At 37.7% G+C, this 23,577-nt stretch carries 19 protein-coding genes; 12 read left to right on the top strand and 7 right to left on the bottom strand.

Annotated elements, in window-relative coordinates:
- Positions 1-79: 79 nt before the first annotated feature.
- The 12 genes from METTI_RS01700 (at position 80) to METTI_RS01645 (ending at position 14,716) form a co-directional block, all read left to right on the top strand.
- Positions 80-1,957, top strand: a complete 1,878-nt coding sequence (locus METTI_RS01700; protein ID WP_023844082.1) for an outer membrane protein assembly factor BamB family protein — start codon at positions 80-82, stop codon at positions 1,955-1,957.
- 157 nt (positions 1,958-2,114) lie between these two features.
- On the top strand, positions 2,115-4,793 hold the full coding sequence (locus tag METTI_RS14935; RefSeq protein ID WP_169729091.1) for an outer membrane protein assembly factor BamB family protein: 2,679 nt from the start codon (positions 2,115-2,117) through the stop codon (positions 4,791-4,793).
- A 13-nt stretch (positions 4,794-4,806) separates the two neighbouring features.
- Positions 4,807-6,177 (top strand): PKD domain-containing protein, encoded by a 1,371-nt coding sequence (locus METTI_RS01690; RefSeq protein WP_048135023.1) that lies wholly within the window; start codon positions 4,807-4,809, stop codon positions 6,175-6,177.
- A 182-nt stretch (positions 6,178-6,359) separates the two neighbouring features.
- Positions 6,360-6,995 (top strand): type IV pilin N-terminal domain-containing protein, encoded by a 636-nt coding sequence (locus METTI_RS01685; RefSeq protein ID WP_023844079.1) that lies wholly within the window; start codon positions 6,360-6,362, stop codon positions 6,993-6,995.
- The gene (locus tag METTI_RS14930; RefSeq protein WP_023844078.1) at positions 6,996-7,493 is read left to right on the top strand and encodes a type IV pilin; all 498 of its coding nucleotides are present in this window, start codon (positions 6,996-6,998) and stop codon (positions 7,491-7,493) included.
- Between the two features lie 15 nt (positions 7,494-7,508).
- Positions 7,509-8,234: a type IV pilin N-terminal domain-containing protein gene (locus METTI_RS14925; RefSeq protein WP_169729090.1), complete on the top strand. Its 726-nt coding sequence runs from the start codon at positions 7,509-7,511 to the stop codon at positions 8,232-8,234.
- Entirely contained in the window at positions 8,231-8,755 is a 525-nt protein-coding gene (locus tag METTI_RS14920; RefSeq protein WP_023844076.1) for a type IV pilin, read from the top strand. The genes METTI_RS14925 and METTI_RS14920 overlap by 4 nt, the downstream gene beginning before the upstream one ends.
- Before the next feature lie 163 nt (positions 8,756-8,918).
- Positions 8,919-9,329, top strand: coding sequence for a hypothetical protein (locus METTI_RS01665; RefSeq protein ID WP_156916230.1), 411 nt, complete (start codon positions 8,919-8,921; stop codon positions 9,327-9,329).
- A 306-nt stretch (positions 9,330-9,635) separates the two neighbouring features.
- A complete protein-coding gene (locus tag METTI_RS01660) occupies positions 9,636-11,285 on the top strand; it encodes a type II/IV secretion system ATPase subunit (RefSeq protein WP_023844074.1) in 1,650 nt (549 codons plus the stop codon).
- Position 11,286: 1 nt separating this feature from the next.
- Positions 11,287-13,134 carry a type II secretion system F family protein gene (locus tag METTI_RS01655; protein WP_048135017.1) on the top strand — a complete coding sequence of 616 codons (1,848 nt, stop codon included), beginning with the start codon at positions 11,287-11,289 and terminating at the stop codon, positions 13,132-13,134.
- 8 nt (positions 13,135-13,142) lie between these two features.
- The gene (locus METTI_RS01650; RefSeq protein WP_023844072.1) at positions 13,143-13,547 is read left to right on the top strand and encodes a type IV pilin N-terminal domain-containing protein; all 405 of its coding nucleotides are present in this window, start codon (positions 13,143-13,145) and stop codon (positions 13,545-13,547) included.
- On the top strand, positions 13,544-14,716 hold the full coding sequence (locus METTI_RS01645; RefSeq protein ID WP_023844071.1) for a DUF7289 family protein: 1,173 nt from the start codon (positions 13,544-13,546) through the stop codon (positions 14,714-14,716). The genes METTI_RS01650 and METTI_RS01645 overlap by 4 nt, the downstream gene beginning before the upstream one ends.
- A gap of 238 nt (positions 14,717-14,954) precedes the next feature.
- Here the strand turns inward: METTI_RS01645 and METTI_RS14915 are convergent, their stop codons facing one another.
- From METTI_RS14915 to METTI_RS01610, 7 genes are all read right to left on the bottom strand, one after another.
- Entirely contained in the window at positions 14,955-15,572 is a 618-nt protein-coding gene (locus tag METTI_RS14915; protein ID WP_023844070.1) for a hypothetical protein, read from the bottom strand.
- Between the two features lie 25 nt (positions 15,573-15,597).
- On the bottom strand, positions 15,598-15,924 hold the full coding sequence (locus tag METTI_RS01635) for an ArsR/SmtB family transcription factor (RefSeq protein WP_023844069.1): 327 nt from the start codon (positions 15,922-15,924) through the stop codon (positions 15,598-15,600).
- A gap of 754 nt (positions 15,925-16,678) precedes the next feature.
- Entirely contained in the window at positions 16,679-17,968 is a 1,290-nt protein-coding gene (locus METTI_RS01630) for a nitrogenase component 1 (protein WP_023844068.1), read from the bottom strand.
- Complete coding sequence (locus METTI_RS01625; protein WP_023844067.1) at positions 17,965-20,184, bottom strand: nitrogenase component 1; 2,220 nt, start codon at positions 20,182-20,184, stop codon at positions 17,965-17,967. The genes METTI_RS01630 and METTI_RS01625 overlap by 4 nt, the downstream gene beginning before the upstream one ends.
- Positions 20,181-21,281, bottom strand: a complete 1,101-nt coding sequence (locus METTI_RS01620) for an ABC transporter ATP-binding protein (RefSeq protein ID WP_023844066.1) — start codon at positions 21,279-21,281, stop codon at positions 20,181-20,183. The genes METTI_RS01625 and METTI_RS01620 overlap by 4 nt, the downstream gene beginning before the upstream one ends.
- A complete protein-coding gene (locus tag METTI_RS01615; protein ID WP_023844065.1) occupies positions 21,278-22,381 on the bottom strand; it encodes an iron ABC transporter permease in 1,104 nt (367 codons plus the stop codon). The genes METTI_RS01620 and METTI_RS01615 overlap by 4 nt, the downstream gene beginning before the upstream one ends.
- Entirely contained in the window at positions 22,378-23,556 is a 1,179-nt protein-coding gene (locus METTI_RS01610) for an ABC transporter substrate-binding protein (protein WP_023844064.1), read from the bottom strand. The genes METTI_RS01615 and METTI_RS01610 overlap by 4 nt, the downstream gene beginning before the upstream one ends.
- Positions 23,557-23,577: the final 21 nt, after the last annotated feature.

The raw sequence follows: 23,577 nt of genomic DNA, 5'->3' as shown, positions 1-23,577 counted from the left end.
ATGTTCATATAGTATCAAAAATACAGATGAAAATAAAGTTTCAATATACTTGGTTTTTGCTGATTATGGTGGTACTAATATGGAAAAAGGAAGATGTATTTCAATTTTATTCATTTCTATTTACTTTATACTCTCTTTCACTTCAATATCAATGGCTGCAGAAGAAATAACTGCAATACGGACAATTGAACCATCAACTGTAGAGCCAGGTGATAGTTTTCAGGTCACAGTTGTTATAAATTCATCATCAGAAGAATTTACGGCTGCAGGCCTGCAGGAGTATCTGCCGGATAGTTGGACAGTAACTCCAATAGATAATGATGAAATGATATATCAGGAAAAAGATGAGGATGACCCTTGTGGGTGGCTCATGATGTATGGTATTTTATCTCCTGATTCAGGAAGGACTATTGTATATGAAGTACAGGTTCCGGAAACAATCAGCGGTGGTACTTATTCTATTACCGGGGAAGTTTATGGACAATTTTTCGAAGATACTGATTTTGTTGTGTCTAGTTCTGAAGTTGCCGGAGATAGCGAAGTGACTGTAGATGGTGACTTGCTCTTTACTAATACTGATTGGCCCCAGTTTCAGTCTGGCATTTATAACAATGGAGTAACTTCTGACAGGGCAGCCATACAGGAACCTGATGAAACGGAATCATGGTCTACGTATACTTACAACATTGATGAAGCGTTAGGAATAGATGTGCAACCTATTGTGGTTGATGATCTGGTGTATGTAGTCGCTAATGATACGGTCTATGCTGTCAATGCATATAACGGGGATATGGAATGGTCAAAGAATATCTATGTTGGAGATACTGCTGTTCTTGGTACCCCCGCATATGGTAATGGTAAATTATTTGTTGTTTCTTTTGGGCGGGTATATTCATTTGATGCTTTAACGGGAGAAGAACTCTGGAACCAGACCATAAGCAGTGATAGTCTAAACAAAACACAGTTAAACACCCCAGTGTTGTATAATGATGGTAAGATCTATTTTGGAGAATGGATAAGTGAAGGGGAAGGGGATAGAAAATATTACTGCTATGACGAATCAGGTAACGAAGTCTGGTCAAGAGTTTCCTCATCAGATGAAAAAGGATACTATTATGCCGGAGCTACAATAATTGAAAATTCCGTTATATATGGGGATGATGCACTCCACATAACATCGATAGATAAAGACGATGGCACATTAATTGATGAGGTTAATGTCTCAGAATTATTAGGATTTGGCTACAATGGTGAACGGGAAGAAATAAGAGCCTCAATCACATATTCTCCCAAAACCGGGCGTATTTATTCAGTTTCAGAAGCTGGTTACTGTTTCTATATTGGAGTAGAATATTCAGGTAAATTTGATACCTCTGATGCAAATAAAGTCTATATTGGTTCAAGTACTTCTACTCCAGCAGTTTATAATGGAAGAATATACGTTGGAACAGGCAAATTTACAGGTAATCATGATTTTTATTGTCTGAATGAATCAGATCTGTCAGTAATCTGGAACTATACAGCAAATGGTGGTATTCAGGCATCACCGGTAATTTCTACTGCATATGAAGATGCATATGGAGACATATACATTTATTTTACAACCAACACAGAAGATAGCAGAGTTTATTGTTTTAAAGATTCAACTGAAAATATCGAACCTGATCTTCAATGGTATTACCAACCATCTGAAGAAAAGAATGATTACACTCTTCATGGTGTTGTAATAAAAGATGGTGTCATCTATTATGGAAATGATGCCGGTTATCTTTTTGCTCTTGCCGAGTGGAATCCATGGGATGATCCATATTCTGATTCTGAAGAAAAGTTAAGTAGTGATGAGTTCCAGCAAGCTATTCACTGCTGGATTACTCGAGAGGGTGCACCAACTACGGGAGCTACTATTGATGGTGACAGAATCCAGATATTAATCAATAAATGGCTTACAAAATCATGAGTCTAAAAAGCTGAATAGCAAAATGCATCTTATATTCACTTATCAAATATTAATGTCATAATTTCTGTGTTCGATAGGTGTTGTAGGGGGAAGAATGTTAATTGGAAAAGGAAAAAGGTTCTGTAAAATTATACTAATCAATTTAGTATTTCTGTTAATGACAGTATCATGTTCTGCTACAGTCTGGACTGCTACAAATGATTCCACCCTTTCAGACACACTTTCCAATGCATTATCAGGTGACACAATATATCTTGAGGATGGGACCTATGGAAAAATAGACTTCACTAAAAATGATATTTATATAGTTGGTTCTGATCCTAAAAATGTAATATTTGATCTTTCTGGAGATAATATTGAAATGCAGGCTTCCGGTTGTACACTTGAAGGGGTATCTGTAATTAATAGTTCTAATGGTGTTGAAGTGGAAGCAGATGATTGTAACATCGTCAATTGTATATTTGATAGTTTGACCCATAAATATGGAATTTTCATTAGTAAAGGCAGTGATAATCTTGTTTTTGAAAATAACATCGTTAAAAAATGCACTGGAGATTATTTTGCCATTTATAGTTTAGGTAATGGAGGTACATTTACGGGAAATGTCTTTTCAGATAACGATTGTGTTGCACTTTGTCTTTATATTGGTAGTAAGTCTAATACTGTATCAAAGAACAATTTCCAGAACAACACCTGTGCTATTGATTTATGGGGGTCTGGTAGTGGCAATAAAATATATTTAAATAATTTTTATTCAAACGATGCTGATATTGTAGCAAGTATTACACCTTCATCAGTTATTTGGAATACTACTGATTTCTATTCATACTTTATCAACAACTCTAACTATACCACTTTTCTTGGAAATTATTGGGATACATATGATGGTGACGATTTGAATCAGGATGGTATTGGTGATACGTCATATGCATTCTTAGATTCTATTGTTGAAGATAATTATCCTTTAATGGCTAAATTTGAAAATTATGTTTCAGATGATAATGGTAATGCTTCAGATCTTGTACCAATATCTTTTGATTCCGAAACTGTAGTTGCAGAACAACCAAACAGAATACGAGTTCGCATTGAGAACAGCGGAACCTCGGATGCGGGTAGTTTTGGAGTTTCACTGGCAATAGATGGTAACGAACTTGCATATCAGATAGTAACCTCCCTCAAAGCAGGTGAAAACACTTCTGTTGCTTTCACATGGCTTCCTCCTGAATCTGGAATCTATCAGGTTGTGACAACAGTTGATTATAATTGCAAGATAAATGAGTCAAATGAAAATAATAATGTATTGGTACAATCAGTTTCTTCTGAGTATGAAAATATTGATTTTAACTGGTATCAATTCCATAAGGATGTGGAGCATACTGGTTTTTATCCTGGAAATGCACCTGATACAAATGAATTATTATGGGTAAGCGCTGCTATCGATGCGGTTACCAGTTCTTCGCCAGTTGTAGCTGAAGGTAAAGTGTTTGTAAACTGCGATGAAAACGGGTTGTATGCTACCATTGACGGTCCTGAAATAAAAGCACTTGATATGTATACAGGGGAATATGAGGGGGGGTATGGTTCTGGCAGTGCAGATTATTCCTCATGGGCCTCTCCATGTTATTATAATGGCAATGTTTCCTGTGCAAGATATGATTCTGTTAACGGAGGAAACATGATTGTTAATGGAAAAGTCTATGTGGGGGATTATTCTGGAAGTCATTACTATTGTTCGTATGAGTCAAACGGAACAGAGATTTGGTCTTATAAAGTAAATGGCAATGCGCTTGTTACACCTGCATATTCTGAAGGGATGGTGTATTTTTCATCTTGCAAGATGCAAGAGAACAAAGGTGATCTCTATTGTGTTGATGCAGATACAGGAGAGTTGATATGGCACAAGTCAGTTTACAATGAGCCTAGTGGGACTGCAAGCATTTACAATGATATTGTATATTTCACGAAATACAATTGGAACGGGGATGGTGGTATTTATGCAATGGACAAACATGATGGCACTGTTCTGTGGGAAAAAACAATAAGAAGAACTGATTCTTGTCCTGCTTGTGCATATGGTAACATATACTTAACTGGTGGCTATAGTACACGTCGAGTATATTGTTTTAATGCTACTACTGGTGAAACTGTATGGGAAACCGATGAAGATGATGATGACCTTGGTGGTTGGAGTAATTCTCCTGCTGTAGCTGGTGGAAAGGTGTTTGTTGGAAAAACGAAGACTTCTTTCAGTTATGACTATACTTATGCTCTAGATGCTTTTTCAGGAGAAGTTCTTTGGAGCTATAATGGTGGGGGTGCTTCTCCTGCTATTTCTGATGGAATTGTATATACGATCGGTGATGATGGAAGGGTGTATGCATTTGGGAATCTCAGTACAAGTATACTACCAAAAGCAGCCTTTACATCAAATGTAACAATAGGAGAATCTCCATTATCAGTGGCTTTTTCCGATGCTTCTGTTAATGCATCATCCTGGGAATGGGATTTTGAAAATGATGGTACTGTTGATTCTATTGAACAAAATCCAGTGTACGTTTTCAATCAATCTGGGGTGTACGCTGTCTCGTTAAAGGTGAGCAATTCCAAAGGTAGTGATATTGAACTAAAAAAGTCTTACATAACTGTTACAGAACAGAATTCAACTGATTGGAATCCCTGGAATGATATAGATTCCGATGAAGGCATCATTATCACAGGGGATGAGTTTCATGCTGCAGTCAAATGCTGGCTCACAATGACTCCTGTGCCTGAAACAGGTGAAGAGTTAACAGGAGATCGATTTCAAGAATTAATTCATGATTGGTTAGTACAATAAAAAAGGAGATAGTATGATGGTTAAAGAAAAAGTACATATTTATATTATTTTTCCAACATTTCTGTGTCTCGTAATGTCACTTTCAACTCCTGCTTATGCGGCAGGTGATATAACTGCAGTGCGAGAAATATCTAATATGAATGTTACTCCTGGGGAGACATTCAATGTGAGTGTGACTCTAAAAATGAATGCTGATGTCATCGGTCCTCTTCTCCGTGAGACGCTGCCAGATGGCTGGACAATTGGATCATTAGATAACGATGGTAGTCTTTTTAATGTGAATACAACTGAATGGGCATGGGTAAGTATGTTGCAATCAGGTGAATCAAAAACAGTTGAGTATTCAGTAATGGTTCCTGATGATACGGATGATGGTGTTTACACTATTTCAGGATATGTTGCTCCAGAAGCTTATAATTACATTACAGTGCTCGGTGATACACAGGTGACTGTAAGTTCAGAAACCAGTACTCCCGAAGTAATAGCGGATTTTACTGCAAATATTACATCAGGAAAAGTGCCTTTGACAGTAAAGTTTACTGACAAATCAACGAATGCTACATCGTGGCAATGGGATTTTGATGGTGATAATTCAATTGATTCAACAGAACAGAATCCAGTTTACACCTACCAGAGTGCTGGTACTTATACTGTAAAATTGATATCATCCAGTAATAGTGACAGTGATGTGGAAACAAAGACTGATTATATTACTATTAAAAGCGGTGGTGGAAGCAGTGGGACTTCACTGAAAGCAGATTTTACTGTAAATATAACTTCAGGGCAAGCACCGCTATCGGTGCAGTTTACAGATCAATCTTCAGGAAATGTAAGTGCGTGGCAATGGGATTTTGACGGAGATAACGTTATTGATTCTACTGAGCAAGATCCTGTTCATACTTATACAGAAAATGGTTCTTACACTGTAAAATTGATAGTTTATGACGATGATAGCAATAGTGATGCACTAACTGAAGTAGCTTACATCACTGTTAGTGATGAAGAAGATGATGACTCTTACAATTCTTATGAAGCCACATCAGTTTCGCTAAGTGCAACTATAATCCCTTCAATATCTATAGAGGTTACTCCGGGTACAATGAATTTCGGTACACTTTCAGCTGGTGAGGTTAGTGATGAGCACACTTTGCACATTAAAAATAAAGGCGCAACCGATGCCACTGTTACAGCTCAGGTGACAGATGTTGCAAAGGATTTATATGTTGATGGTCTTATGCTAAATTCCGGTACATGGGACGGGTATTCAAACGTTGTTGAATCTGAAACCACAGAAACTGTACAGGCATCCCTGAATGTACCTGATGATTTTATTGGCATAGGTTCAATGGAAGGAAAGCTTGTTTTCTGGGCTGAAATAAGCTGAAAATAGTTTTCACTATGGGGGATTTTTCCCTCTTCTTTATTTTAACTAATTCATACCTATTTTTTCATAAAAGCTAACATATCTAATCATAATTATGTGGTTTATATACATCTAATAATGACCTATTTTTGTAAAAACGAATATTCTTCAATTTTTCATGATATTGTAAGGTGGAGTTACATATGATACATATGAAACAACGAAAAACATTTTTAGATAATAATCTCGCTGCCTCGCCTGTAATTGGTGTAATGCTCATGGTGGTGGTCACTGTTATCCTTGCTGCTGCAGTAAGTTCATACAGCGGTGGGCTTGTGAGTGGCACAAAAACAGCTCCCTCTGCTACATTTGAAGTACAGATAAAAAAAGGGGTGGATATAGGAGGTGAAAATATTTCTTTTATGAAAATCAAAGAGATAACTGGAGATTCCATTGATACAAAAGATCTCAAGATAATAACCTCATACACTGGTGGTAACAATGATTTCTATTTGAATGAAGTTTATCCGAATGTGGGAAATACGGATGTAGTTAATGGTAATACTCCGAGTATTACTAGTGTTTCTCCTTACTGGAGCAACCCTGCAATTGGAGATTTTGGACAGGACGAGGAGGTTAATTTTGGGAATTACATTCTCAGACCCGGTGTAGTGATGATTGCTGATTGCAATGAAAATGATGTATCCAGCTATGACACTGGTATAGAAGCAGTAATATCTGGTTGGGAAAATATCAGTTCTGGTGATTTTATTACGGTTAGCCTTGTGGATATTCCAAGTGGGAAAGTAATTTTTGAGTCTGATGTAGAGGTGGTCTGATTGAATAAAGATCATAGATTTTTTTCTGATAGAAATGCAGTATCTCCTGTTATTGGCGTGATGCTGATGATTGTTGTTACGATCATACTTGCTGCTGCTGTGAGTTCATATTCTAACAGTATGAAATCTCAGGAAATGGCACCTCAGGTTACATTGATGGCCGAAGCATCTATTCAGGATGGTTTTGTTCATCTTGAGCATATGGGTGGCGATACAATTGACAGGAGGAATATACGGGTAGAAATAGAGTCAGGATATCCTTCAACATCAGGATTTATTGATTCTGATAATGTTACATTTATTTCGAATAGCAATTTTTTAAATCCCGGGGATGAAGCAAAGGTCAATTTTACACATTCCTCATCTAATGATTTCGTAACTTTCGATGGAGAGGAAATATTCCAGAAAGTGGAACTAGGTGAGCCCTTCAGGATAACTATCATAGACTTAAATTCAGGTCAGACTATCTATTCTACTAAAATCACACTGCTACCCTGAGGTGAAACAATGAAAATGTCAAATAAATTTATAAATAATTTGTCGGCAGCATCACCTGTAATTGGTGTGATGCTAATGGTTGTTGTCACCGTTATCCTTGCAGCCGCCGTCAGTTCCTACAGTACTGGCATGTTGAAAGGCTCAGAGGCTGTACCTTCTGCTTCATTTGATGTAGAGATGCGTGTGGATATACCTTACAATAATAGTGCTAATATGAGTTATATTGCAATTACGGAGATCACAGGTGATAAGATACCAACTTCTGATCTGAAGATTATAACAATAAATCCGAATGCTCGTGGAGATATTAAAACAATGGAAGTTTTACCAAATTCAAATAACACTGTTTCAATGGCTTTTAGTAGTAATAGTGGAAATAGTAACACTGGAACGTCTCCATACTGGAATCTAGGTAATTTTCCCACAGAAGGCCAATTTTTTGGAGAATATATACTGGAACCAGGAATGACTATGGTTGCGGACGAATATTCTAATTACATATCTGACTACTATTGGGATGAAGATCTTGGAAGATATATTTCTTATTCATCTCAAGGAGATAGTTGGAAGACTGCTATGCAGGCAATGTTTGCAGACTGGTGTGAAGGGGATCCTATGGATTCATATCATATTGATCCCGATACCAGAACTATCCATGCAGGTGATGTTGTAACTATAAAGATTGTTCATATGCCAACTAACAAGGTTATTTTCACGAAAGATGTGGTGGTGACTGGATGAAAGCAAACAGAAAATCAATTGATAATGACAGCGCAGTTAGTCCTGTAATTGGTGTCATGTTGATGATTGTTGTGACAGTGATCCTTGCTGCTGCCGTCAGTAGTTTTGCGGGTAGTGTTCAGACAAAAGATGACCCTACTAGTGCTGTTTTTGACGTAGCATGTTCGGAATCAGATGGAATTATTACCATAAAGCATATGGGTGGAGATGTTATCTATAAGGAAGACATCAAGATTATGATTTCTCATGGTATTCCAAAAATGACCGGCTATCTTTCAAACGAAAATCTTACATTCTATCCGGCAGAGCAGGAGAATAGAGGAGATGGAATGGATAAAATAGCCTTACAACCAGGTCAAACTGCGACATACAAGTTTGATTTCGATACAAATTCAGATGGTGAGAAGGTTCCGGTACTGGGTCAGCAATGGATTTATGTCGGTGAGACGTTTGAGATTGCAATAATTGATGTGAACACTGAAAATACTGTATTTTCCACTAATATTGTAATGGAGCCTTAAGGTTCCATTCTATTTTTCTGCATTTTGAAATCTAAATCCTGAAATCATTTGCTGCTCCAAAAATTATATATTATTATATTATATATTATTATATGTGATTCATTATAGCACTAAAAAACTAGCCTTTAAATCAATACTAACTATTTTTTCTGTTCTTCTTTTGGTGCAGACCACATCAGCTGTATCGGTGGGAGCATCCCCGTACAGCCTTGAGTTTGATTTGAAAGAAGGGATTTTCCAGAAAAACATTACCATCATTAATAATGGTAATGAGTTTTCTACTTATTCTGTTTACACAGCTGATGAATACTCTGACTTGGTAGGAATTTTTCCATCATCTTTTGACCTTTCACCGAGTATGACAAAAGAAGTTACTGTAATTTGTATTCCACCAGAACTTGCATCAGGTAACATTTCTCTTAAAATTAGCATCGCGGCTTGTTCTGATAACAGCAAATTGGGTATGGGCGCAGGTATCAGAATTCCTGTAACAATTATTCAAGGTGAAATTGTGGATAATTCGGGAACAAATGTTTACACATCATTCTCTCGGCATATAATGAACTTTTTCTAATACAATATTTTCTGGTCATAGCAAAAATAAGCTCGATTAATTTCACAGGTTTGTTAGCTAAAAAGGTACTATTTCTAATCCAAAAGCTCTTTTTTTTATAGAACCTGTCACACATATTTTCTACTAAATTGCAGTTTCAGTCCTGACTATGTAACTATTGCAATTGATTTTTGCATATGTGCTGCAATGTCGGATATCCTGGTATTGCAGCAGATCAAATAATTTGAAACAGCAATTAATCCTGCTTCAAATTCAATAAATTAAATCAGCTAACTGGACTAAAAACAAAAAAACGGGGTTCTGGATATGAAGGCAATCATCAATAAATTTAACAGTTCAGTAATGCAAATTATCGCATCGGCCAACATGCCGGAGAAACCTGCCATCCTGAAAGGAATTACCGCTCATTTCTCCAGGGGAAATGATGATTTGCTTTTTGATATGTCTGAAATAATAGATGACCTTGTCTCTTTTACAGCTCCTTCTCACATGGAAGAACTGGAACGTTACTGGGTAGATGAGCCATATTGTCTTGTCTGTATATTGAAGGATAAACAGAAGAATGCAATTTATTATCATCTGGTTGAACCAAAACTGAACAAATTCGAAAAAACATTGCTTGAAGAATTCAATAATGTCATGGGAGACCAGATGACAATTTCAAACATTGAAGGCGAGTCAGATCTCACTTCAATTGATCGCTATCAACTTCTGAGAGAAAACACAAAGCGTACACTGACAGAATATTTTGATCTTCAGGCAAGGACATTTGAGAAAATCTATTATTACCTGAAACGTGATTTTATCGACTTTGGTTCCATAAGCGGAATTATGAAAGACAGCAAGATTGAGGATGTATGGTGTAATGGAGTCAACATCCCGATATTCGTTTACCATAAAGCATATGGGAATATCAAAACCAATGTTGTCTTTTCAAATGATGAAGATCTTGATCATTTTGTTACACTGATAGCACAGCAAAGTTCCAGGCATCTTTCGAGATCCACACCTATACTGGATACCATAATGCGTGATGGGTCTCGTATTAATATCACATATGGCCACGATATAAGCCCCAGAGGAAGTTCCTTCAGCATCCGCAGGCAAAAAAAAGTGCCACTAACGCCTCTTGATCTGATCTCCTGGAATACATTCTCATCGGAAATGATGGCTTATTTCTGGTTCTGCATGGAACACGGAAAAAGTATCCTTTTTTGTGGTGGTACTGCTACCGGGAAGACTTCATCGCTAAATGCTATCTGCCTTTTTATCCCTATGAGTATCAGGATAGTTACTCTTGAAGATACTCCTGAGATTAATCTCCCTCACAAGAACTGGATATCTACGATAACAAGAGATGGATTAGCAGTAAACAAAATGGGTACTATAGATCTGGAAGACCTTTTGCGTGCATCACTGAGGCAAAGACCCGAATATTTGCTGGTAGGAGAAGTCAGGGGTCGTGAATCACAAACCCTTTTCCAGGCAATGAATGCAGGCCATGCAACATGTTCTACATTCCACGCAGGTGCACCACAGGAAGTTATTAACAGATTTACAAATCCTCCCATTAATGTACCACCTGCAATGTTCAGTGCACTGGACATTATTTCCATGCAATCCAACATATACGAGAATGGTATCGAAAAAAGAAAAGCTTCACATGTATCAGAAGTAATTGGTGTAACAAATGGCATCAAACTGAAAGATACTTTTTTGTGGGATCCGGTTAAGGACTCTTTTGAATTTAAAAGTTCAAAAGTTCTTCATGATATAGGGCACAAATTAGGCTGGTCTGAATCAAGAGTTAATGAAGAAATTAAACGAAGAACCATGTTTCTTGATCTGATGCTTGAAAAAGACATCAGAGATTATTACCAGTTTATTCGTTTGATTAATTCTTACAACAAGGATCCTGAAAAGGTAATCAGATTGTTGAATTCAGGTGAGTTATGACATGGAGTTTCCTAACATGTATAATTCACTGATAAACTTTAGTTTTGTCAGGAGATACGCAAAAAAGCGTTCTGACAAGTATGATTATCTTATAACCAGTCTCAGATCGGCAAGAATGGATATACATTACTCCACATATGTTGAGCAGGGAGCATTATATGCCTTCCAGACCTATACAACTGTACTTGTATCTCTGTTTCTAATGCAGTATCTGGTGGATATTCCAATATTCGGTTTGCTAAAAACATATCATGGAGTAATATTTTCAAGTATTACATATGCTGTTCTCCCAATTATCTCTGCTTATCTTGTTTACTGGTCTTATCTCCAGTATCCGCGTTTCATTGCTTATTCACGTGCAACCAAAATAGATGTACTGTTGCCTCATGCTTCATCTTTTTGTTATGGTATGACAAAAGGTGGAACCCCAATTTATGAAACTATCAAGGAACTGGCGGAGAATCCACATATATATGGTGAAATTGCAACCGAGGCTCTTTATATAGTGAGGGATGTGGAGCTTCTGGGTCATGACCTTGTAAAAGCCGTTAAAAATACTGCAAAATACACTCCTTCCAAGACATTTCATGATTTTCTTGAAAACCTCGTCCCAATGATACAGGGTGGAAGTGATATACATCAGTATTTTGCTGTTAAAACCGAACAATATTTCCTGCATGCGAAAAAAACCCAGGAAATGTTTATAAAAACACTGGAGATTATCTCTGAAGTATATGTGGTTGCCTTTGTTGCAGTTCCGATCTTTTTACTTATTACGCTCGTGACCATTGGTCTGCTCAATCTCAGCCAGACCTCATATTTGTTCCAGGCATTATACCTTGGTCTGCCGTTGGGTTCTATTGCGCTTATCGTGCTTATTGATTCTATTTCTCCAAAAGAAGAACTTGGAATTCATTATGTAAACAGGGAGACACAGCGAAAGTCACAGCTAATGGATGAAGAAGAAATAGATGAAGAGAATTACGAATCAAACCTTAAGAAATACAATAATAAAAAACTGAAAAGAAAAATAATTGGTAAATTAAAGAACCCTCTGGCACCGATACTTGAAAAACCTGTCTATGCTTTTATTCTGAGCGTTCCGTTAATGACACTGCCATTTTTGATGACATCTGATGACCTGAACAAGCAGATAGTCCTGTCTATAATCATTGCTTTGCTCCCGGTATCACTTGCCCATGAATATAAGATGAGAAACCTATCAAAACTTGACAAAGCTGTCCCGGATTTTCTCAGGCGTCTTGCTGAAGTAAATGAGATGGGCATCCCCATAAACCATGCAATAAGTCTCCTTTTGAAATCTGATGTGGGATTATTGTCAGGTGAAGTAAAAAGGGTCTGGCTGGATATGGAATGGGGCGGTGAGATGAAGGATGCCCTTTCACGTTTTGAGAACAGGATTGGAACTCCGGCTCTTAGAAGGGCAGTAACTCTTCTTGTAAAGGCTACCGAGGTAAGTGATGATACCAGAGACGTGCTTCTAATAGCTGCAGAAGATACCGAGAACATGCTTAAACTCAGGGATGACAGGTTCCATACGGGTTTCATTTACCTCGCAACCGTTTACATTGCTTTTGGAACGTTTATGTATGTCTGTTATTCATTCTCAACACAGTTCATACCTTCAATGTCAGGGCTTGGCGGCGATAATATGCTTAATGTCGATCAGATTACCTCGACTATGTTCAATACATGTGGTATATTAGGTTTCTTTTCAGGTCTGATACTTGGTGAAATGGCTCATGGTAATCTCTTTTCAGGTCTTAAGCATTCTGTCATATTCCTTGCAATTACCTTTGCCTGCTTTACAATGCTTATGAATTACTAGGTGGAAAAATGGCTTCGGAAATGATTGGTGAAGTACTCAAACTTGCAATGGTAGTGACCCTGGCAGCAGTCCTTTCGATTGGTATATATGCTCTTCTGCCGGACGAACGTCCACCTCACCTTGAAGTTGAAATGAGTTTTAACCAGACTGACATCGGTGTAATAGATATTATACATGTTGGAGGAGATCCTATCAGGACCAATGATGTGCGGATTGAGATCAGTAATGCTTCCAACATTTTTGATAAAAAAGGTTACAGGTTAACTGAGCTTAGCAATGAAAGCTTCTGGAAATTCCCGGATACAATATATCTTAGTTCAAGTACTGCTTCAAGTATCAATATGAGTGACGTAAAAGTCACGGTAATTCATCAGAAGGCAATAATAGCTATAGGTGAGGTCAGAAGAGTATGATCAGAAAACTGGTTTCATCAAGCGATGCAGTTTCAACGGTAATAGCTGCAATTTTGATTCTTGCAGTCCTAACAACGTTCATTTCTGCCATCAATGCTTACTATGTACCTTCACTGGGCTCTGAAAATGACATCCAGCATATGCAGGAAGTGAGAGACAGTTTTGTAAAAATAGCGTCACTTGCTGCTTCAGGAAGTTCAAATGAAAAGGTCCAGATTCCCTTAGGAGGCAAGGAAATGCCATATGGTCCCTCTGTTTCTTCAAGTGGAACATTGACAGTTGATCCAAACAGTAGCTGGTTAAATATTTCAATGATTAATGTAGCAGAACCTGAGAACCGCTTTGATTCATTTTATCCTTTGAATAATGTGACATCTGTTTCATCTTTTTTCCTTGTAGGGGATGGAGGTTATCCAGGTACTTATGAAGTTATAATAGATGGTAACAACACGCTTGAGGCTGAATGGACTGATGACAGTACAATGCTTATTGACACGGAACTTAATGGCAAACAGTTCTTCTATGGTAAAGTTTCAACTCCTGTAGTAGCTACTGATGAGAATTTCACATTCGATATCATGGGTCCGATATATGGTTTTTCTGACATGTTAGAGGATGCTGATAAGCCATTTACTCTCACCATGCTTGACGGCTCGTTCCTGATAGAATACGAAAAATTACCTCCATATGAATATTCTGAGATAAAATATACTTCAAATAAAATTATGAATTTTACAACAGGGTCTTTTAAATACAGTTCATCAAATAACTTCTGGATAGATCAGGATTTCATTTTTGAAAACGGAGCTGTAATATTGCAGCAATCCACAAGCAATGAATCACTGGTAAGATCCAGACCTTTCATCACAGTGGATAAAGATACAAAGCTTCTGAATATCCAGACATTCAATGTGGTTGGAGTTGCCGACAGCATGGGCGGAAATGGCATTTCCACCGTAAACCTTCAGGTTGAAGACCATGAAGAAAAAACTTACCCATTTGTAGAAGTAACAAATCTTACAATATACTCTGAGTATCCAAGTGCCTGGTACAGTTACCTTTCAACTCAGGGTGACGTTGAAATGCTGGACGATGGTCTTGTCAGAGCATCATTTTATAATATGAGCGTTAGGATGAGTAGTTCTGATGTTATGATTACGATTCCTTGATAAAAGGATTGTAGTTATTATTTTAAGGAGGCTAAATGCCAGGTTTTGCAAAACCTTGCGTTTCTATTAGTTCTCTTAAATCAGAGTAAACAAAGAACAACAAACGACCCGCTAAAAGAGGCATGTTCCTTCATCACTGCCCTTCTAAATGATAGTTTATTCATTATTTGGAACTTGTGGAATTACGAATTGTAGATGTAAAAGGTATTCAAAAGGATTTCTACAATACGCCTGTTTGTTAATCAATCTCGTCTTCCAATCCAGAACCCAAGCCCAAATCACAATTAGTAACTTCATCAACAGCAGAGGATACAACCGCTGTATCAGCAATTCTAATCTCAGCAGTATTCAAATTAACCCGATTCTGTTTTCTTTTTCTATTCCATCTGGTTCCGGTAAGTATCATTCCGACAGCCAGTACTAATATGGCTCCTGAAGCGTAGAATAAGCCTTTATTTGAGACATTTATTTTTACCGGTATCTTTATTCCACTGCCGACTTCAAAGTCAGAAGAGGGTGCTGAAGCTATGACATAGGCTTTCATATCATAGTTTCCGTTTGCTGAAACAGGTGGTTTAAGTCCAATGATCACTTCTTTATGTTCTCCAGGCTGGAGTGTGAAGTTGTTGGGTGATATAGAAAACCAGTCTACGTATTGGTCATCAACATATACCCTGTAATCTGATATGCTTTGTCCGTCGTTTATTACAAAAAGAGATTGATACTCCGTTATTCCTACATGTGCATCAAAGCTCATGTTTGCAGGACTAACACCGACTCCTACAGCGCTGACATTTGCTACAGAGTAAATGCAGAAGATCGTGAAAATAATACATATTAAAAGTTTTTTAAACATTTTCATCAAGTTGCAATTATGAAACTCAGTCATTTGATGCAATTCTTCGAAGTGACTCTACTGTATTGAATATTTTTTGATAATCCTTAGTTATTACTTCTTTTGATTCCTCTGCAAATTTGAATAATTTTTTATTTTTGCTGGAAAGGACATGTGTTTTTCCAAAAATTTTTCTTTCGATAAGATTTGCATCTTCAAGTATACTGGCATGTTTAGATGCCACAGGAATAGAAATCTCTAATATTCTTGCCACTTTTGAGATGTGCATATCCTCTTTATTTATATGTTTAAACATTTTCAAACGTGTTTCATTTTCAAGTGCATTGAGGATTTTGACATTTTCATAGGACATAATATGAATGATTATTTATGATGATATATATGTTTCGTATTGTTTTTATTTATTAGCTTAAAAACAAACAATGATTTGGCATGTTTTGGATAAAAATTAAGTGGCTGTCAGCCAGAATGAAACTAAATCAAGTTTGAAATCACAGAGTAAAGTAAAAAACTTAAATCATTATAGTTTAAGCTAACAGATATTATCGCAAATCATACGCTTAAATATTACAATTACCAATTAAGTCGCAGGAGCCAAATAATGTAGTTGACCATCCTTCATTGCAACCAATATTTTTCTGTCAACACGTTATTTGGCCGGTTGGCTGGCAACCCCTTTTTTCTTCATCTACACCTTCCACAATTTAAACCCAGCCAACGAATTTTCTTTCAGGCATCTGCTTATAAGTACAAATGAACTTCAGCAAGCTATACATTACTGGCTGAATTACCAGTCATTTGAGAATACAAATGAAACAATAACTACTGAAAGACTACAGTATTTGATTCATTTATGGTTTGAAAGCTAATAGCATGAAAGTGATTTAACCAATTAATCTAAAAAAAGATAGCAGTTACAATCTGAAAACGATTGTAATTGCTATATCAAATATTTCTGTTTTCTAAATGCAAGAACATTCAAGTTAGCAGATGTAATCACACATTTTTTCTTGCATTTTTATCTAAAGAAAACCATGACTTACTTCGACTTCGCCAGAAGAAATAATAAAATGCTTTGTAATTATTAAGGGTGTTAACATACAAATTTATAATGGTCTCCTCCTTAAGCCATTGAATATTTCTTCCAGTAACAACAAGGCGCCATTAATTCCAACATATGTTCTTGGCAGGAAATTCAAGTATCCTGATGATGGCATAGCAATCTCGATACCTTTTTTACACAGGCTTTTTTCCTGTATCATCCTGATTGTGTGCCCGTCGGAAATTACGATATCAACCGGTTCATCGTCACAAAACTTGTTCCAGGACTCTGAAAATCCTGTTTTTTCAAGAAAATCAATAATCTGACTTTCAATCTCAGGTTTAGATCCCGGTAATATCTTTACACCAACCGGTGCCATTCCCAGATATTCATACAGCCATTTTGTTAAAGGCAAAACAACTGAACTATCCCCATTGATGGTAAACGTTGCACCTTTTGGAAGGCCTGTAAGAGAATGAAAACGTGAGATTTTATGATAATGCTTTTTCCGTTCATTTCTTAAAATTTCGATAGCATGAGATGAATCCAGCTCCATAAACGATGCAATTTTCTCAATCCATATTTCAGTTGCATCATATCCAACTGGAGCACCTGCCGGGGATAAAACATATGGGATGCCAAGTTTTTCTTCATACCATTTTGCAATTTTAAGTCCATATTCCGGAAAAACTACAATGTTACATACAGAAGATGTGGATTTCTTTAGTTCCTCAAAACTTGTTCCGGCACAAATGACAGCTTCGATCTCAATATTCAAAAACGAAAGAATTCTTCTTAATTCATATACTGTGCTGTCCCAGTTACTATTGTAAAGTGAGATTCCAACAAGATTCACCTTTACCGGATTTGAATTATTCAAATTCTTTTCAGGATTCATCCATTTGAGGATCTCTATTACAGTTTGCTCAAATCCTTCACAGACAGGTGATGAATATCCAGCATTCTCAATAGCTATACAACGGTTTGACAGGCCGGCAGAATCAATGAACTTTTTAAGGTCATCTCCTATCAAAGAAGCTCCCGGTGAATTTAAGATCACAAGCAGATCATCACTTTTTGCTGCAATAGCAGGGAGAATTCTCCGTAGTTTTTCAGTTGAGCCGGCAACGTAATCATCACCCTCAAGATAGGTGCATGGTACCCGTGGCTGGCCGAAATAGAATTCTTCTGTATAGCCAAGCGGGTCAAAAGAGGAAGCTCTTGGGTATTGGCAATCGGAAATATGTGAATGGTAGAACTTACAACCTGTTGGGCCGTTTAATACAACTGCTGCATCTTTAATACCTTCCACTGCCAGCAGTGAACCGGTAAATGCATCTGCTGTTAGTGTCATGACACGTCAACTCCATCCAGTTTCCATCCTTCTAGAACCGGAAGTCTCATGAGTGTTCCCCATCGTCTGGCCATTACAAGTCCGCTATAAAAACCTACATCAGGAGAAATAGGTATGGCATCGTGATGAACTCCATTTTTTGTCATCATAGGTGGATAATTTGATAATACAAGATCAGGGTTAAGTGCTTCTATATCCTTTTGCCTTTTTTCGGTAGTATAATCATATTCCAATGGCAATATCCCAATATATTTGCTTCTGAAATCATCATATGATGATGCAATCAGGCCTACTTTTACCAGTTCCATTCCAAGATCTATGATTGTATCAATTATCCAGTCAAGATTCAAGGAAAAAGAACTTATTATCACTCTCTTTCCTTTCAGAATAAGACGCAGGCTTTCGATTTCGGAAAAATATAAATTCTTATGGCAGGCAATTAATTCTTCTGATCTTATTTCAGTATCAAAGCGATCTGCAAGTAGATCCAGCCACTCAGCAGTTTCATTAAAACCTATGGGAAACGGAAGACCAAAGAATTCGACACCTGCATTTGATTCCAATAATCTCTTTAAAACAGTGCCAGAATCGTCGTTATGTGCCAGAATATTCAATGAAGCCCTTTTGAATTTCCTGATTTCGTCAACAGTTGTAGTTGACACAAAACGGCAATTGACTTCAACTCCTATACTTCCAAGAAGTTCTTTAATAATTCCATAATTTGAATTTAGATTTCCTGACAGTGTTTTTTCCCCTACAATATTAACTAGGGATTTATCTTCGTTTTCTTTAATGACCGGGTCTATCATATTGCTAATTATTTTATATGCTTCAACAATTCCCTGTGAAAAATCACCTGCAAGATTACCATCTACTTCTATTGGGAGTATATCTGTTTCAGGGAATTTTTGTTTCACTCTTAATGCTGCCTGTTCGACATCATCCCCTATAAGTCCCGAAGGACATGTAGTGACAACGAAAATGGTATTCCATCCTTTCATACAGGCTTCTTCAATGCACATAGCAAGCTTGTCAACTCCTCCAAAGATGAAGGATTTTTCACCCATCTCAGTAGAAACAAGATTTTTTCCCTCACTTTCTGAGGGAACAATTCCATATCTTGAACTGGCGTTAAGCAGCGAGTTATTGAGAAAATGGGATGCAATATGTGCACAGCTTCCGGGACCATGAACTATTGTCAGTGCATCGGTTATTCTGGAAGTTACAGTGACAGCACCCGCAAATGAACATCCCTGAAGTGGTTTTTTGTTTTTTACATTCTTTGTTAAAAAATGGTTTTTCTTATTTACCAGGGATTTTTGTTTTTTCTCAGGTATTTCAAAGTGCAGTGGTTTTTGACTTGCAGCTAAATTGTTTTTATTCTGTTTAAAACTATGAACTCTCCCAAGAACTATCTTTTCCATTTCTTCATTGCTAAGCGGATTTGCTTTGAAAAGACTGATGTCCTCATTAGATACCTTTTCAACATGATCTGCAAGTTGCTTAAATAAGAATGAAGGTACAGACATAGGATATCCCTGTATAACTGTGCATCCTTCTTTTTCAGCTTCAGCAAACAATTCATCCCTGGGAATCGAAGTAACCACTGGTAATCCAACGGCATCGGCAAAGGCTCTTACTTTTTCATTTTCATGCTCCAGTCCCCTGCTATTATGGATAATTCCTGCAACCCGGGGTGAATTATCATCAAAATTACTGATTCCGCGAAGAATATTGTTGGCAGCATACAGTGCCATGTATTCTCCTGAGCTTACAATGTATATGGCATCAGCATATTCTTTTCTTATAGGAACTGCAAATCCTCCACATACAACATCCCCCAGGACATCATAGAGCTTGATATCAAAAGGTATTTCTTCAATTCCCAGTTTTTCAAGGATTTCAAAAGTGCTCAGGATTCCCCTGCCTGCACATCCAACCCCGGGTTCCGGACCTCCGGCTTCTACACAGGCTATGTCTGCATATCCTCTGAAAAGTATGTCATCAAGTTTTCGATGTTCTGGATAAGTATCGCGGATATAATCCAGTACAGTAGGTATTGATTCTCCATCCAGAAGAAGTCTGGTGGAATCATGTTTAGGATCACACCCTACCTGTAGTACACGTTTTCCCCTGTTTCCAAGGGCAGCCGAAAGATTTGCTGAGATGGTGGATTTGCCGATACCACCTTTTCCGTAGATTGCAATCTGGATCACTGGAGACTGATTCCTCCTGAAAGCCTGGTGGAGAAATTATCAGTTATCTGCTTTTCATTGCTATCTTTTTCGTGTGTCCTGCACAGGAACTGTATCATATCTGCAATGGAAAAGAAATCATGTTCTGCTGTATGGTTCAAATATCTCCAGCAGGTATCTCCATTGTTATTCTGAATCTCAATAGTAATATCACAGTTACCATCACTGCAAATACTGTATCCTGCACGTTCAAGTGCATGAGATGTCCAGATAAATTCGTTATTGTCATTATTGTCTTCCCCTATGAGGGTGACATTTCCTTTTTGTTCAGGAGAAATAACAAATGTCCCTTTTTTATTATCAAAATGTACTCCTCCCATTTCAAAAGCCGATCCGAAAACACCTTTTAAAATAAGATCTTCAGGAGCACCTGAATAAAAATCTCCATTTTTATTAAAAAGCCATATTTTATCGGCTGTTCGCATGGCAATATCAAGATCATGAATCGAAAGCAGAACAGCTCTGCCCGGATGACGTGAAAGTGATTTAAGAATTCTCATTATCTCTATTTTGTGTGGCATATCAAGGAATGCAGTTGGTTCATCAAGAATAAGTACTGAAGGGTCCTGGGCCAGTCCACGTGCGATCATCACTTTCTGTTTTTCTCCGTCACTTAGTTCTGACATGTAACGTGAGGAAAGTTCACTGGCACCAACTGCTGCTAATGAATAGGATACTATTTCCCTGTCCTTTTCTGATAAAGTGCCTGACCATCCTGTATGCGGATAACGGCCTAAAGATGCAACATCAAAAGCCCTGAAATGTGAAATTGATACCTGTGATGTCAATACCACACTTAAAACCCTGGCTTTTTCTATGGCACTGTAATCACTCAGTAATTTTCCTGCAAGATGTACGTCACCTGAAATACCGGGTTGCATTCCAATAAGTGTTCTTATTAAAGTTGATTTACCGGCACCATTTGGACCAATAAGACAGACAAGTTCTCCAGGCATCAAATCCAAATTAAGATTACTGGAGACTATTGTGGATTCCTTGTTCCTGTGTTTGTAACCTATTGAAAGGCCTGATGTTGATATAAGAGGTGCATCTTTCAAACGGAAACACCTCTTCCAAGTTTGTTACCGTAAAGTATGACCCATATGATAACAGGTGCTCCAAGCATTGATGTAACTGAACTTAACGGCAAAGTAAGACTACTTCCCGGAAGATGTGCTATCATATCTGCAAATAATGCAAGTCCTCCTCCGATTAATGTGCATCCCGGTACCAGTATCCTGTGATCGGCAGTGACAAAAATTCCTCTGCAAAGATGTGGAACAGCCACGCCAAGGAAAGTGATTGGTCCGCAGAAAGCAGTTACAACACCTGCAAGAAGGGCTGTGATAATTATCAGGTAGCTCCGTGTTTTGCTGAAGTTCATTCCCATACTGGTAGCATATTCTTCGCCCAGCAGCAAAGCATTCAGGGGCTTTGTAAGTAAAAATGCAAATATCAGGGCGATTATAATCACGGGGGCAAGTATGCTTATTTCCGTCCATCTGATATCAAAAGTACCAAAAGTCCATTCTGAAAATGCTTTTACTTTTTCAGGGTCACTGAAGTGTATAAGGATTGTAACCAGGGCGTTTGTGATGTAACCGAACATCAGTCCTAAAATGAGAATTGTGACATTGCTCTGGATTTTCCGCGATACGAAAAGTACTATCATAAGCACCGCTGAAGATCCAAGAAATGCTGCCATGGCAACTGTGGCACTACCCAGAAAACCAAGGCTTCGAAGCATTTGTGGGAGTGTTGCTGCAGAAACTCCTCCAAATAGAAGAATTACTATGGCAACTCCAAGGCTTGCACCTGAACTGATTCCAAGAATAAATGGTCCTGCAAGGGGATTCCTGAATAATGTCTGCATCAGAAGACCTGCAACTGCCAGTGCAGCACCACCAAAAACAGCCGCTAATGCCCTTGGAAGTCTCAGATCCATTATTATTATCTTTGATGAATCATCTACCGGAGTATTCCCGAGTATTACTGAAAGTGTTTCTCCAAGTGGGATGTTCACTGATCCGAATACAAGGTCTAACACAAAGAAAAAAAACAATGCAATAAGAAAGAATCCCAGGAGCAGTGCTGTTCTCTGTGAATGATTCTTTAATTGCATTTTTTTATTCAAATCTTGTTTTTCAGTTTTTTTCATTCTATCCTCTTATGATAAACCATTTCATGGTCAGGAACTAATTCGGGATGGAACATTTTTACAAAATCAGCCAGTACCAGATCAGGTCTCACAACTCCGGATTCATAATAGTCGTTCCCTCCGTTTTCGTTGACCTTGTAGTAACTGGAATAGACAGTTCCATTGTTTACTGAATTAAATTCTATGTAAAGAGAATCTTCAGCTTCAAGCTCCTCTAAGTTGTTCCAGGTTCCTGAAGAAACCCAGTAATCAGCATCTTTACCCATGTCAAATACTGCTTCAAAATCAAGGGTTACAGTACCTGTGTCATTATTGTCATTCCAGAAATAGCTAGCTCCGGCATCATCGATGTACTGGGCTATCAGGCTGTTCCCACCAGGTACGTACCATGTACCTTCCCATGCCATTCCACTCATTACAACCGGTCTGTTTTCTACAGATTTTGCCATTTCTGCAAGTTCATTATAGTCATTTGCAACCTGATCAAAATATTCATTAGCTTTATCTTCCGCATTGAAAAACAGGGATATGAACTTGATCCATTCTGCTCCGGCAAGTGCGGATTCTTCTTTGTATTCATCAACAACTACGGGTTTTATCCCGATATCAATCAGATTGTCTATATGTTTGTCATCGTAAGGGACACCTGTAGTGAGAGTAAAAACAAGATCCGGATTTATCCTGACCATTGCTTCGGTATTCATGTAGCTGCCGGTTCCTACTTCTTCTATAGTTCCCTCTTCAATCATTTGCCTTACAGGAACCGAATTTATATATGTAAAAGAGCTGACAGCTTTGAGTTTGTCAGTCTCTCCGATAATCTCAAGAGCTGGCAAATGTGTTGTGGAAAGAGTAGCAACACTTTCTACAGGTATTTCAATTACAACGGAATCTTCATCATGCTCAGGAACAGGAGTTCCCTTTTGCACAAGTATGTATGAATATTCATTGTTTGTAACAGAGTCCATCACAGTTACAAGTTTGTAATTATTATGATATTCAACTGTGAATCCCTGTGCATATTCTATGTCTATCTTGTCAGGAAAATAATCTTTTGAAGAATTGTAGTCTTCATTGACAGGATTATTTGTTTCCTGACTGCTGTCTCCTATGCATCCTGATAAGGGACTACAGATCAAAAGTATAAGCAAAACAAAAACATAATTTCTATTCATTGAATTCTCTCCGGTTCATAC

The sequence above is a fragment of the Methanolobus tindarius DSM 2278 genome (genome assembly GCF_000504205.1).
Taxonomy (GTDB): domain Archaea; phylum Halobacteriota; class Methanosarcinia; order Methanosarcinales; family Methanosarcinaceae; genus Methanolobus; species Methanolobus tindarius.
This window is presented reverse-complemented; position numbering and strand designations above follow the sequence as displayed.

Coding starts and splice junctions, on each gene's coding strand:
- METTI_RS01660 (WP_023844074.1), top strand. CDS start 9,636: ATGAAGGCAATCATCAATAAATTTAACAGTTCAGTAATGCAAATTATC.
- METTI_RS01635 (WP_023844069.1), bottom strand. CDS start 15,924: ATGTCCTATGAAAATGTCAAAATCCTCAATGCACTTGAAAATGAAACA.
- METTI_RS01610 (WP_023844064.1), bottom strand. CDS start 23,556: ATGAATAGAAATTATGTTTTTGTTTTGCTTATACTTTTGATCTGTAGT.
- METTI_RS01650 (WP_023844072.1), top strand. CDS start 13,143: ATGGCTTCGGAAATGATTGGTGAAGTACTCAAACTTGCAATGGTAGTG.
- METTI_RS14920 (WP_023844076.1), top strand. CDS start 8,231: ATGAAAGCAAACAGAAAATCAATTGATAATGACAGCGCAGTTAGTCCT.
- METTI_RS01645 (WP_023844071.1), top strand. CDS start 13,544: ATGATCAGAAAACTGGTTTCATCAAGCGATGCAGTTTCAACGGTAATA.
- METTI_RS01655 (WP_048135017.1), top strand. CDS start 11,287: ATGGAGTTTCCTAACATGTATAATTCACTGATAAACTTTAGTTTTGTC.
- METTI_RS14925 (WP_169729090.1), top strand. CDS start 7,509: ATGTCAAATAAATTTATAAATAATTTGTCGGCAGCATCACCTGTAATT.
- METTI_RS01630 (WP_023844068.1), bottom strand. CDS start 17,968: ATGACACTAACAGCAGATGCATTTACCGGTTCACTGCTGGCAGTGGAA.
- METTI_RS01700 (WP_023844082.1), top strand. CDS start 80: ATGGAAAAAGGAAGATGTATTTCAATTTTATTCATTTCTATTTACTTT.
- METTI_RS14935 (WP_169729091.1), top strand. CDS start 2,115: ATGACAGTATCATGTTCTGCTACAGTCTGGACTGCTACAAATGATTCC.
- METTI_RS01615 (WP_023844065.1), bottom strand. CDS start 22,381: ATGAAAAAAACTGAAAAACAAGATTTGAATAAAAAAATGCAATTAAAG.
- METTI_RS01685 (WP_023844079.1), top strand. CDS start 6,360: ATGATACATATGAAACAACGAAAAACATTTTTAGATAATAATCTCGCT.
- METTI_RS14915 (WP_023844070.1), bottom strand. CDS start 15,572: ATGTTTAAAAAACTTTTAATATGTATTATTTTCACGATCTTCTGCATT.
- METTI_RS01690 (WP_048135023.1), top strand. CDS start 4,807: ATGATGGTTAAAGAAAAAGTACATATTTATATTATTTTTCCAACATTT.